Here is an 11,938-nt window from a genome sequence, read left to right on the forward strand (position 1 = left end):
GGGGGGGGGGGGGCGGGGGGGGGGGGGGGGGGGGGGTGGGGGGCGGGGGGGGGGGGGGGGGGGGGGGGGGGGGGGGGGGGGGGCGGTTCCGTCGGGGCCGGGCGCGCGCCGGGGCGTCTCCTCGGGCGCCGAACGTGGCGAGGGGTCGCAGCGTCGGGCGGCAGTGTGTTCGGCGCCCTGCGGGGAGCGCCCCGACACACACCCGTCCCCGACGGAACCGCCCCCGACCTGGTCGGCCCCGGCCCCGGGCGCATCGGGGCCGGTCCCGGGATCGTCGGTGTCGGGTCCGTCGTCGTCGGTCCCGGTCTCCGGGTTTTCGGGGTCGGCGAGGTCTTCGGTTCTCGGGTGCAGGGTCATGTCAGGCGCCCTTGTTGTAGAGCTGGGTGACCAGGGAGGAGAGGACCTGGTCGGTGCGGGGGCCGTAGTTGAGGAGGACGCCGTCGTCGATCGTGACCACGCGGCGGTCCATGCCGGCCGGAGTCTGGGCGACGCCCGGGATCTTGACCAGGCCGTCGACGCCGCCGACCGATTCGAGGCCCTTGGACATGACGAGGATCGCGTCGGGGGCGGCGGCCGCCAGGGCCTCGCTGGTGATCGGGGTGAAGTCCTTGCCGAGTCCGGAGTCCTTGCCGGTGTCGACCGCGCCGGCCGCTTCGAGGAGCGAGGCCGCTCCGGAGTCCGAGCCGCCCAGCAGATAGACGGAGGCGGTGCCGCGGAGGTAGAGGAAGGCCACCCGGGGCTTCTTGCCGGAGGAGGCCGGGATGTCCTTGCGGACGGTGGCGATCCGGTCGGCTGTGCGCTGGTTCAGCAGCGTGCCGGCGTCCTTGACGCCGAGTGCGGCGGCCACGGCGTCGATCCGCTTCGGTACGTCGTCCAGTCCCTTGGCGGGGGCGATGACCAGGACGGGTACGCCGGCGTCGCGGATCTGCTGGATCGCTTCGCCGGGGCCGCTGGTGGTCTCCGCGATGACGAGGGTCGGGCGCAGCGACAGGACGCTCTCCGCGGAGACGTCGTGTCCACGTGTCACCACCGGTAGCTGGGCGGCCTGTTCGAAGGTGGTCGTGATGTCCCGGGCGACGACCTGCCGGCCGAGGCCCAGCGTGTGGACGATCTCGTTGAGGCTGCCGCTGAGCGGGACGACCCGGTCCGCGGAGGTGATCGTGACCTGGGCGCCGTCGACCGAGGGCACGGTGACGGGCAGGGCGGGCTGTGGCGTCGGGAGCGGTTCCAGCCGGTCCGGGACCGCGGCTGCGCTGGGCGCGGATGAGCCCGGGGTGGTGGCCGTACCTCCGCAGGCCGTCAGCGCGAGTGCCAGTGCTGCCACGGCAACTGCGAGACGGGAGAAGCGGGTTGACGCGGCGGGCGTAGGCACGAAGGCACCGTCCTGATCGTCCGACTGAGGTTCTGGAGACCGGGGGGTGTTCAACCGGCCGTGGTTAGCTTAGGTTAGCCTAACCTTGCTCGCTAGACCTGAGGAGGGGGCATTCATGCCCACGAGACCCGTCCGTACGTTCGCCGTCGCCCTGTTGGCGGCCCTGCTGGGCGCGCTGCTCCCGGCGACCGCCGCTCGGGCCGGCACCGTACAGGGGGGTCGACTCGACTGGGGCATCAAATCGTCTTTCCAGAGTTATGTCACGGGTCCGGTGGCAAAAGGCGGTTTCAAGCTGAAGAGCGGCGCGGCCACCGTGGGCGGCAGCCTCTTCCGCTTCCACTCCGCCGCCGGTTCCTACGACCCCGGCTCCGGTGCCTTCGAAGCCTCCTACTCGGGCGGGGTGACCTTCCAGGGCCACCAGAAGCCCGATGGTGTCCACGAACTGGACATGACCATCAGTCGCCCGACCGTCAAGATCTCCGGCGGCAAGGGCACCCTGTACGTCGACGTCTCCAGCAAGGCCAAGGACACTGGCGCGGTCACCAACCAGTCGCAGGTCGCCTTCGCCTCGCTCGGCGTCGGCGGCATCGACATGAAGGGCGGCAACAGCCCGCTGTCCCTCACGAACCTCCCGGCCACCCTCACCGCGGAAGGCGCCAAGGCCTTCGCCGGCTACTACGGCGCCGGCACCCAGCTCGACCCCGTCTCGCTCTCCGCCGACGTCAAGAACCAGCCGGCCGCCGAGCCCGCGCCGTCGGCCCCGGCCGCGCAGCCGAGCGCCACCGCGGAAACCCCCCAGGCGCAGGGCGCCTTCGCCGACGCCGCCGTCGACTGGGGGGTGCGCCGCACCTTCCGTGAGTACGTCACCGGTTCGGTCGGCCAGGGCGGGTGGACCCTCGCCGAGGGCGCCCAGGACGGTGGCGCGCTGTTCCGCTTCCCGCAGGGCAAGGGGTCGTTCGACGGCGCGAAGGGCACCCTCGACGCGGCCTTCGCCGGCACGGTCCGGTTCACCGGCGCCCACCTGGACCTCACCCTCGGCAGGATGAGCGTGAAGGTGGAGAACGGCAAGGGCGTCCTGTCCGCGGACGTCACCACCGGCGGCGCGACGAAGAACGCCGTCCCGCTCGTGGAGTTCGATGCCAAGGGCCTGAAGACCGAGGGCAAGCTGGCCACCCTGACCGAAGCCCCGGCCACCCTCACCGAGGGCGGCTCCCAGGCCTTCAACTCCATGTACAAGGCCGGCACCGAGATGGACCCCGTCTCGCTCGCCGTCGCCCTGGACACCACCGCCCAGCTGCCCGCCCTGCCCGACCTGGGCTCGACGGCCTCGCCCGCCCCCGCGTCCGCGTCGCCGTCCGCCGAGCCCGCCGCCGCGCAGGCCGCGGAGCCCTCGAAGTCCTCGAACACCGGGCTCTTCGTCGCCCTCGCCGTGGCCGTCCTGGTCCTGGCCGGCGGCGGCACGTTCCTGGCGGTGCGAAGGCGTCGTACGGCGGCCGCCGCGCCGACGCCGACCGACGCGCCCCGGTAGGCACCCCCTTTTTCCCTTCCCCGTCCCCCTGTTCCTTCAGGAGTACCCAGCCATGTCGTCCATCCGACGCCCGATCTCCCTCGCGGCCGCGGTCCTGACCGCCGCGGCGCTCGGCGCCACCACCTTCGCGCTGCCCGCCACCGCCGCGGGCGGCCCGCCCACCGAACCGATGAAGATCACCGGCGGTACCCTCGACTGGGGCGTGCTCGCGAGCTACCGCACCTACGTGACCGGCATGGCCAAGGGCACCATCACCGTCGCCGAGGGGGCGCAGCAGAACCAGGACGGCACCCTGCGCTTCATCCAGCCGACCGGTGCGTACGAGCCGGCCAACGGGCACGTGGTGAAGGCCGCCTTCAAGGGCAGTGTCACCTTCTCCTCCCCCGCCCCGCCGACCGGCCACGGCTTCGAGGTCAAGCTCTCGGACATCCGTATCGACACCGGCACCAAGAAGCTCACCGCGGACGTCACCAAGGGCGGCACCACCACCCAGGACGTACCCATGGCCACCGTGGCCTTCACCGGACCGTCGATGAGCAACCTGGCCACCACGCTCACCCAGGAGGCCGCGGACGCCCTCGGTTCGGCGAGCTACAAGGACAAGCCGGGCGACCCGCTCAACGCCAAGCTGGAGTTCGAGACACCGGCGCCCGAGCCGACCCCGTCGAACACCACCAAGAACCCGACGCCGCCGGCCGACGACACGCAGAAGGTGCTCAGCGGCAAGCTGACCTGGGGCGTGAAGGAGTCCTTCCGCAAGTACGTGCTGAGCGCGGGCTCGATCACCCCGGCGGGCGGCGCGGCCAAGAACGGCGACACCTTCGACTTCGCCTTCGGCAAGGGTGACCTGGACGTCAAGAAGCAGAAGCTGAACGCCTCCTTCCAGGGCAACCTCCGCTTCCGGTACGCGGCCCACGGCATCGACATGACCTTCGGCAACCCCCGGGTCGAGGCCACCGGCAAGACCGGCACCCTCTACGTGGACGTCAAGAACGGCTCCGGCACCAAGGCGGGCCTCCGCTTCGCCACGCTCGACCTGTCGAAGACCGACTACAAGACCAAGAACGGCGTCCTCGCCCTGAACGCGGTCCCGGCCGTCTTCACCGCCGAGGGCGCGGGTGCCTTCGCCAACGAGACCACCGGCTCCCTGTACAAGGCGGGCGACGCGATCGACCCGCTCACCTTCGCCGTGGCCGTCGACAAGGACGCGACCCTGCCGAGCACCGGTGGCACGACCGGCGGTTCGACGGGCGGCTCGAACGGTGGCACCACCGGCGGCTCGACCGGCGGCACCACGGGCGGTACGACCGGCGGCACCGTCGGCGGCACCGGAGGTACGGGCTCCACCGTCGGCGGCAACCTCGCGAACACCGGCGCCGGGGTCCCGGCCGGTGCCCTGCTCACCACCTCCGGCGTGGTGATCGCGGCCGGCGCGGGCGCGGTGTACCTGGCGCGCAGGCGGCGTACGTCCCAGGTCTGAGCCGTGTTTGAATTCCCGCGTGAACGATCTCGACGTGTTGAAGGTCTTCTGCGCGGGTGACGGCCGCTTCGGCAACCTGCTCGGTGTCGTACGCGACGGTCGGACCTGCCCCGACGATGCGTCGCGGCAGGCGCTGGCCGCCGAACTCGGCTACAGCGAGACGGTGTTCGTCGACGACCCCGAGCGCGGGGTCGTCGACATCCGCACCCCCGGCACGCGGATGTCCTTCGCCGGACATCCGCTGGTCGGGGTCGCGTGGTTGCTGGACATCGAGGAGCTCCAGCCGCCCGCCGGATCCGTATGGGCCCGGGACGACGGGGAGTTCACCTGGATCACGGCCCGGCCCGAGTGGGTCGAGGGCAAGCGCACCGAGCGGTACGGATCCGTCGCCGAGGTCGAGGCGCTGCCCGCCCCGCCGTCCGGCGAGGGCTGGTTGTACGCCTGGGCCTGGGAGGACGAGGCCGCGGGCCGCGTGCGCGCCCGGGGCTTTCCGCGCCGCCCCGACGGGGTCATCACCGAGGACGAGGCCACCGGCTCGGCGGCGATCCTGCTGACGGCCCAGCTGAACCGCGCCCTGAACATCACCCAGGGCGCCGGCTCCCAGATCCTCACCGCCCCCGGCCCGGACGGCACCGTGGAGATCGGCGGCCGCGTCCGCTTCGCCCCGCCCCGGGACGCCTAGGGCCCGCCCTGGAGGAGACCCCGGATTTTTTACCGACAAGGCGTCGGGAACTCATTGACTTAGGCAAACCTAAGTAGGAGGATCAGGCGTGGCGGCATTGCCGTCACGCCTGTTTCCTCTTCCAGGAGGTCCGCCTTGGACGCCTTCTCCACGGTCATCCGCGTCGCCTCGCACGAGCAGCACACGGAGGCCGAGACCTCGACCTTCATGAGCGACCTGCTGGGCGGACGACTCGGCGTCGACGCGTACACGCGCTACACCGAGCAGCTCTGGTTCGTGTACCGGGCCCTGGAGGACGCGGCCGAATCCCTCAAGGACGACCCGGTGGCCGGCCCGTTCATCCGGCCCGAGCTCATGCGCGTGGCCGAGATCGAGCGGGACCTCGCGCACCTGGTGGGCCCCGACTGGCGGGAGAGCGTGGCGGCCCTGCCCGCGACGCGCGCGTACGCCGACCGGGTGGCCCGGTGCGCCGCCGAGTGGCCGGGCGGGTACGTCGCCCACCACTACACGCGCTACCTGGGCGACCTCTCCGGCGGCCAGATCATCCGCGACAAGGCCGAGCGCACCTGGGGTTTCGAGCGCAAGGGCGACGGCGTCCGGTTCTACGTCTTCTCGGACATCTCCAACCCGGCCGCCTTCAAGCGGACCTACCGCGAGCTGCTGGACGCCATCGCCGCGGACGACCTGGAGAAGCAGCGCATCATCGACGAGTGCAAGCGTGCCTTCGACTTCAACGGCGCGGTCTTCCGCGAGCTGGGCGAGCAGTTCCCGCTCAGCGCGTAGCCCCCGGGGAGGTCCGCGGAAGCGACGGAAACAGGGCCGGGCCCGGTGCACAGGTGCACCGGGCCCGATCGCGTACCGGTAGAGCCGGAAGAGCCCCGAGGGACGGAAGGTCCGGAGGGGACGGCTTAGGGGAGGGTGAGGATCTCCGCGCCCGAGTCCGTCACGACCAGCGTGTGTTCGAACTGCGCCGTGCGCTTGCGGTCCTTGGTGACGACCGTCCAGCCGTCCTCCCACATGTCGTACTCGTGGGTGCCCAACGTCAGCATCGGCTCGATGGTGAAGGTCATGCCGGGCTCGATGACGGTGGTGGCGTGCGGGCTGTCGTAGTGCGGGACGATCAGGCCGGAGTGGAAGGACGAGTTGATGCCGTGGCCGGTGAAGTCACGGACCACGCCGTAGCCGAAGCGCTTCGCGTAGGACTCGATGACCCGGCCGATGATGTTGATCTGGCGGCCCGGCTTGACGGCCTTGATGGCCCGGTTCAGCGCCTCCCGGGTGCGCTCCACCAGCAGCCGCGACTCCTCGTCCACCTCCCCGCACAGGTAGGTCGCGTTGTTGTCGCCGTGCACGCCGCCGATGTACGCGGTCACGTCGAGGTTCACGATGTCGCCGTCGCGCAGGACGGTGGAATCGGGGATGCCGTGGCAGATGACCTCGTTCACGGAGGAACACAGCGACTTGGGGAAGCCCCGGTAACCGAGCGTCGAGGGGTAGGCCCCGTGGTCGCACATGTACGCGTGGGCGACCCGGTCGAGCTCGTCGGTGGTCACCCCCGGCGCGATCAGCTTCGCGGCCTCTTCCATCGCCTGGGCGGCGATCCGGCCGGCGATGCGCATGGCCTCGATGGTCTCGGCCGTCTGCACCTCCGGTCCGGTGTACGGAGTGGGCGCGGGCTTGCCCACGTACTCGGGCCGGCGGATGTTTCCGGGAACGGAACGGACGGGAGAGAGCTCGCCTGGTACGAGCAGCGACTGGCCAGACATGCGAGCGAGTGTATCCAGCGGGGATGGGGCAGCATGGCGGGACAGAGCGGTATGAGAGGAGCCCGACGACGATGGCCCTGTTCAAGAAGCGTCAGGTGGGGAAACCCGGCGAGTGGTACTACTGCCTGGTCCACAAGAAGGTCGAGGAAGGCCCCGACTGTCCGGCCAAGGACCGGTTCGGGCCGTACGCGAGCCCCGAGGAGGCGAACCACGCCATGGAGACGGCGCAGGAACGCAACCTCGAATGGCAGAACGACCCCAAGTGGAACGACAGGACCCGCGAGGACGAAGAGGGCGCCACGGGTACGGGCACGGGCGGGGCGTAGGCCGCCGGCTTACCAGCGGCTGGTCGGCGGCGCGGTCAGGTGGTCGGCCAGCCGCGCCAGCCGGTCCCGGAAGCGGCGCGGTCCGCGCTGCGCCGGCGTGCCGTTCTCCCCGGCCGCCGCGCTGACCAGGTGCTGCACGGTGTCCAGGTCCATCTCGCCGTCGGGTTCCGGTACCGACAGGGTGTCGTGCGCGAGCGTGCCCAGGTCCGGGTCCCCGCCGTCCAGGGACAGTACGGTCGCCCCCGCGCGCCGCGCGTCGTGGACGCGCTCCAGCAGACCCTCACCCGGCGCCCCGGGCGCCACCACCAGCAGCGTGTGCCCGCGTCGGGCCGCCGCCAGCCGGCCCAGGCCCACCGACAGGTGCGGCGGCTCCCCGGGCCGCACGTGGTGGCGTACGAGCGTGGGCGCCAGCTCCGGCAGCCCCGACCAGGCGGACTCGTCCACCAGGTGCGCCGCCAGATGCCAGGGCTCGTACCCCTCGGTCCCCACCAGCAGCAGCCGGCCACCGGCCGGTTCGACGGACCGGCGCAGCGACCCGGCGAAGCGGCGCGCGGCGCCCGGCCACTGCGTACCGGCGAGCACCTCGCGCAGCAGCGCGACCCTCACGGCGTCCATATCGGCATCCTGCCGCATGCGGGGGACATGGGGAGCGGTTCCTTCCCCTTCGACACACTTCGACTGTGGGCTACCCGGCAGTACCCTCGCCCCCATGACTTCCTCAGACAACACGCAGAAGCCGCCGGTCAAGGACCCGTGGGAGCTGCCGGACGTGTCCGGCCTCGTCGTCGGCGTCCTCGGCGGCACTGGCGACCAGGGCCGTGGCCTGGCCTACCGGCTCGCCAGGGCCGGCCAGAAGGTGATCATCGGCTCCCGCGCCGCCGACCGCGCGCGGACCGCGGCCGAGGAACTGGGCCTGGGCGTGGAGGGCGCGGACAACGCCGAGTGCGCGCGCCGCAGCGACATCGTCATCATCGCGGTGCCGTGGGAGGGCCACGCCAAGACCCTCGAAGCGCTGCGCGAGGACCTCGCGAGCAAGCTCGTGGTCGACTGCGTCAACCCGCTCGGCTTCGACAAGCAGGGCGCGTACGCCCTCCAGGTCGAAGAGGGCAGCGCCGCCCAGCAGGCCGCCGCCCTCCTCCCGGACTCCCGCGTCACCGCCGCCTTCCACCACCTCTCGGCCGTCCTGCTCCAGGACGAGTCGATCGACGAGATCGACACCGACGTGATGGTCCTCGGCGAGGTCCGCGCCGACACGGACCTCGTCCAGGCCCTGGCCGCCCGTATCCCCGGCATGCGCGGCGTCTTCGCGGGCCGCCTGCGCAACGCCCACCAGGTCGAGTCCCTGGTGGCCAACCTCATCTCCACCAACCGCCGCTACAAGGCCCACGCGGGCCTGCGCATCACGGACGTCTGACCCCGGTCCGTCCGGTCCCGCCCTTCCCGGCCGGGACCGGACCGCCCCGTACCCGGATCAGCCCCGGCGGCCGCCACGCGCCTCGACGGCGCCCAGGTGGGCCACCACGCCGTGGTAGAAGCGGTCGACCGCCGCGTCCACACCGCGGATGAACCCGGACTCCGTGTTGCCCCGGGTGCTTCCCATCCCCTTGATCAGCGACAACCGGAACCCGGTCGGCGCGGCCCCGTCCTTGGGCAACAGATCGCCGGGCTCCGGGCGCAGCCGTTCCAGGGTGCCGCGCGGCCCGTTCCCACCCTCCACCAGGCTCTGGACGTGCAGGTCCGCCGGCGCTTCGGCCAGTGCCCTCAGCAGTCGCTTCACCATCGCCAGCGGGTACGAGCCTTCCGGGGCGGGGATGTCCACGGAGGTCCGGACCTTGCCGGTCCGCAGGTCGGCGGTGACGGCGATGACGGAGCTCGTCCCGTCGATGCGCAGTTCGGCCGAAAGCCGCCCGTCGACGCAGAGCACCGAGGCCGCCGCTATCCGGCGGGCCCGCGGATCGCTGTCGCGCCGCGTCCGCTGCACCGGCAGGGCCTTCTGCCCCAACTCGCCGCCCAGGCGTAGGCAGACCTGGCGGATCAGCCGCTCCCAGCTGTTGATGACGTCGACGGCGCGCCCGTCGTCCGGGCTGATGGTCTCGTCCTCGATGCCCTTGCGTACGGGCACCCAGGCGGGGCCCATGTTCTGGAATCCGTGGCAGCCCGAGTTCTCGTGCTGGAGGTACTCCAGGAGTTCCTGGAGGAGCCAGGCGTGGGCGGCATTGCCGACCCCCTCGTGGCGGATCAGCATCTGGGCCTGGTGGGCCACCTCCGCCCAGGACAGGTGCCAGAGGCTGACCTTGTGCTTGCGTCGCCCGTCGATCTTGACGTCGACCACGGGTGAGCCGTCCAGGGCCACGTCGTTGGAGAGCGTGATCACCGCCTCGTAGCCGCGGCGTGCGGCGATGTCCATGTATTGCTGTACCTGCTCGTCCTTGAGCGGGTTGCCGTGCGTCTTCGTCTCCACGAGGGCCGTCCACAACTTGCCCGCGCGTTCGACCCGGATCACCCCGTCCGGCCGCCTCGGGGTGTCGCCGTGGGGGAGGGGGACCTCGGTGAAGGTCTGCATACGACCGGCGGGTGCCCCGAACCCGGCGGTGAGACGGCGGCCCAGCTCGGGGACCTCCGCCATGACCGACAACAGGACGGAGGTCGCCCGGACCTCGCGCTCCTTGTCGCTCTTGAGGGTCGGCACGGGGAAGAGCCGCGCCGTGCGCCACGAATCGTTCTCGGCGAGGGACTTCTTGGCCACCTTGGGCAGGGTGACCTTCTTCCTCGTCGTGCGGGGTGCGCGGCCGCGGGTCTGGGCGGGCACGGTGGCGCTCGTCGTAGCCGTGGCCGTGGCCGCGGGGGCGGGCGCGGGCACGGCGGCTGTCGCGGCTTCCGGCGCGGCCGTCGGCTCCGTTCCCGCTGCCGCCGTCGTCGCCGCCTCGGTCGCCGGATCGGCGTCCTCCAGTACCTCGATGCCGAAGTCCGTGGCCAGCCCGGCGAGGCCGGTCTCGTACCCCTGCCCCACGGCCCGGAACTTCCACTCCTCGCCGCGCCGGTACAGCTCACCGAAGATGAAGGCCGTCTCCACGCTCGCGTCCTCGATGGAATACCCGACGAGCGGCTCCCCCGACCTGTCCGCGATCGTCATCCGCAGATCGTCGAGATCCCCGAAGCGCGCCCCGCCGTACTGGCTGGCCGCCACCACGATCCGCGCCACGTCCTCGGGAACGGCGGTGAGGTCCACGCTGATGCGGTCCTCGTCGCCGTCCGAGGTCGGCGTCTTGCCCAGGAGCTGGACGCTTCCGTCCGCGGCGGCCGGGTGGTTGTAGAAGTAGAAGTCGTTCTCGCTGCGGATCTTGCCGTTCTCGTCCAGGAGCAGGACGGAAACGTCGGCATCGCCCGCTCCGGTGGCACTGGTCCAGCCCAGGCTCACGACGACCGCCCCGGCGTCCTCGCTGAGGGCGTTCAGGCTGACGTTCGCCCCCTTGGAGATCTCCTGCATGCGTGCTCCCCCCATCACCCGGCGTCGTCCGTCGCGGGCCGAGCGGACCGGGCTGTTCGTTCTGTGACGCGCGCAACACGGCGCGTATCCGCCGAACCGTAACGCCAAGGGATACAGAAGGTCAGGTAAAGCCGAAAACGAACCCGACGCGATCGCCGGTGCCCTTACGGCAGCACTGCGGGGCATGGGGGACACTGGAGGGGCTCGGCCCCGTTCAGTGTTTTTCGAGGAGCTCCCCCCATGCCCCGCCTTGCCGTCTTCGCCATTGTCGTCTGCGTCTGTGCGGTGGTCGCGGCCGTCGTCGCCTTCGTCGAGGGCAGCTTCCTCGGGATCGTCTGGGTGCTGCTGGCCGGCCTCACGTCCAACATGGCCTGGTACTACCTGCGCAAGGCGAAGGCCGACAAGGCCTCCGCCGCGCGCCAGGTCGGCTAGGGAGCGGGCCCGCAGGGTCGGGACGTCCTCCCCCGCGCCCGGTCCGTCCGGCATCGGCCCGTCAGTCCTGCGGGACCGCGCAGACGCCGTTGCTCTCCCGCCAGAAGGTGTAGAGGTCGCGGCCGCAGTACGTCTCCAGGTCGGACACGCCGAGCGCGGACATCAGGCCGTCCACCGCGCCGAAGAAGAACGCGTTGACCCCCGGGATCCACAGCAGCGCGAACACCGCCAGCAGGCCGAACGGCGCCAGCGGCTCCACCTCCCGGCGGATCCGGTACGACAGCCAGGGTTCGATCACCCCGTAGCCGTCCAGGCCCGGAACCGGCAGGGAGTTCAGGATCGCCGCCGTGACCTGCAGCATGGCGAGGAAGGCGAGCGCGAAGCGGAAGGCCAACGGCACCCCGTCGAGCGCGCCCAGCCAGAACGGGGCCGTGCACACCACGGCGAAGGCCACGTTCGTCAGCGGGCCCGCCGCCGAGATGAGGCTGTGCTTCCAGCGGCCCCGGATACTGCCGCGCTCGATGAACACCGCGCCGCCGGGCAGGCCGATGCCGCCCAGGATCACGAAGATCACCGGCAGCACGATGCTGAGCAGCGTGTGCGTGTACTTCAGCGGGTTCAGCGTCAGGTAGCCCTTCGCGCCCACCGTGAGGTCGCCGCCGTGCAGCGCCGTGCGGGCGTGGGCGTACTCGTGCAGGCACAAGGAGACGATCCACGCCGAGGTCACGAAGAGGAAGACGGCCAGCCCCGGGCTGGCGGCGTACCCCGTCCACACCGCCCAGCCGGTGACGGCCATGACCGCGACGATGCCGAGGAATACCGAACTGATCCGCCGCTCGCTGCGGCTGCCCTGATGACCCATGCG

12 protein-coding genes are annotated in these 11,938 nt (G+C 71.6%); 7 read left to right on the plus strand and 5 right to left on the minus strand.

What is annotated here, in order from left to right:
- Positions 1-358 precede the first annotated feature (358 nt).
- Complete coding sequence (locus ACGFYY_RS34610) at positions 359-1,372, minus strand: hemin ABC transporter substrate-binding protein (protein ID WP_393715565.1); 1,014 nt, start codon at positions 1,370-1,372, stop codon at positions 359-361.
- Positions 1,373-1,487: 115 nt separating this feature from the next.
- On the opposite strand from ACGFYY_RS34610, the gene ACGFYY_RS34615 reads away from it, so the two are divergent.
- From ACGFYY_RS34615 to ACGFYY_RS34630, 4 genes are all read left to right on the plus strand, one after another.
- On the plus strand, positions 1,488-2,900 hold the full coding sequence (locus ACGFYY_RS34615; protein ID WP_393715567.1) for an HtaA domain-containing protein: 1,413 nt from the start codon (positions 1,488-1,490) through the stop codon (positions 2,898-2,900).
- 52 nt (positions 2,901-2,952) lie between these two features.
- Positions 2,953-4,380, plus strand: coding sequence for an HtaA domain-containing protein (locus ACGFYY_RS34620; protein WP_393715569.1), 1,428 nt, complete (start codon positions 2,953-2,955; stop codon positions 4,378-4,380).
- 19 nt (positions 4,381-4,399) lie between these two features.
- A complete protein-coding gene (locus tag ACGFYY_RS34625; protein ID WP_393715571.1) occupies positions 4,400-5,062 on the plus strand; it encodes a PhzF family phenazine biosynthesis protein in 663 nt (220 codons plus the stop codon).
- A 135-nt stretch (positions 5,063-5,197) separates the two neighbouring features.
- The gene (locus tag ACGFYY_RS34630; RefSeq protein ID WP_365275392.1) at positions 5,198-5,845 is read left to right on the plus strand and encodes a biliverdin-producing heme oxygenase; all 648 of its coding nucleotides are present in this window, start codon (positions 5,198-5,200) and stop codon (positions 5,843-5,845) included.
- A gap of 125 nt (positions 5,846-5,970) precedes the next feature.
- On the opposite strand, the gene map is transcribed toward ACGFYY_RS34630, so the two are convergent.
- Positions 5,971-6,828 carry a type I methionyl aminopeptidase gene (map, locus tag ACGFYY_RS34635; protein ID WP_109778670.1) on the minus strand — a complete coding sequence of 286 codons (858 nt, stop codon included), beginning with the start codon at positions 6,826-6,828 and terminating at the stop codon, positions 5,971-5,973.
- A 71-nt stretch (positions 6,829-6,899) separates the two neighbouring features.
- On the opposite strand from map, the gene ACGFYY_RS34640 reads away from it, so the two are divergent.
- The gene (locus ACGFYY_RS34640; protein ID WP_365275388.1) at positions 6,900-7,154 is read left to right on the plus strand and encodes a hypothetical protein; all 255 of its coding nucleotides are present in this window, start codon (positions 6,900-6,902) and stop codon (positions 7,152-7,154) included.
- 9 nt (positions 7,155-7,163) lie between these two features.
- Here the strand turns inward: ACGFYY_RS34640 and ACGFYY_RS34645 are convergent, their stop codons facing one another.
- On the minus strand, positions 7,164-7,769 hold the full coding sequence (locus ACGFYY_RS34645) for a hypothetical protein (RefSeq protein ID WP_365275385.1): 606 nt from the start codon (positions 7,767-7,769) through the stop codon (positions 7,164-7,166).
- Between the two features lie 94 nt (positions 7,770-7,863).
- Between ACGFYY_RS34645 and npdG the strand changes: the two genes are divergently transcribed.
- On the plus strand, positions 7,864-8,568 hold the full coding sequence (gene npdG, locus ACGFYY_RS34650; protein WP_393715574.1) for an NADPH-dependent F420 reductase: 705 nt from the start codon (positions 7,864-7,866) through the stop codon (positions 8,566-8,568).
- 57 nt (positions 8,569-8,625) lie between these two features.
- Here the strand turns inward: npdG and ACGFYY_RS34655 are convergent, their stop codons facing one another.
- Positions 8,626-10,641 carry a TerD family protein gene (locus ACGFYY_RS34655; protein ID WP_393715576.1) on the minus strand — a complete coding sequence of 672 codons (2,016 nt, stop codon included), beginning with the start codon at positions 10,639-10,641 and terminating at the stop codon, positions 8,626-8,628.
- A 240-nt stretch (positions 10,642-10,881) separates the two neighbouring features.
- On the opposite strand from ACGFYY_RS34655, the gene ACGFYY_RS34660 reads away from it, so the two are divergent.
- Positions 10,882-11,073 (plus strand): hypothetical protein, encoded by a 192-nt coding sequence (locus ACGFYY_RS34660; RefSeq protein ID WP_365275376.1) that lies wholly within the window; start codon positions 10,882-10,884, stop codon positions 11,071-11,073.
- Between the two features lie 61 nt (positions 11,074-11,134).
- Here the strand turns inward: ACGFYY_RS34660 and ACGFYY_RS34665 are convergent, their stop codons facing one another.
- Positions 11,135-11,935 (minus strand): site-2 protease family protein, encoded by an 801-nt coding sequence (locus ACGFYY_RS34665; protein ID WP_393715579.1) that lies wholly within the window; start codon positions 11,933-11,935, stop codon positions 11,135-11,137.
- Positions 11,936-11,938 lie beyond the last annotated feature (3 nt).

This window comes from Streptomyces sp. NPDC048331, from assembly GCF_043201215.1.
GTDB lineage: Bacteria > Actinomycetota > Actinomycetes > Streptomycetales > Streptomycetaceae > Streptomyces.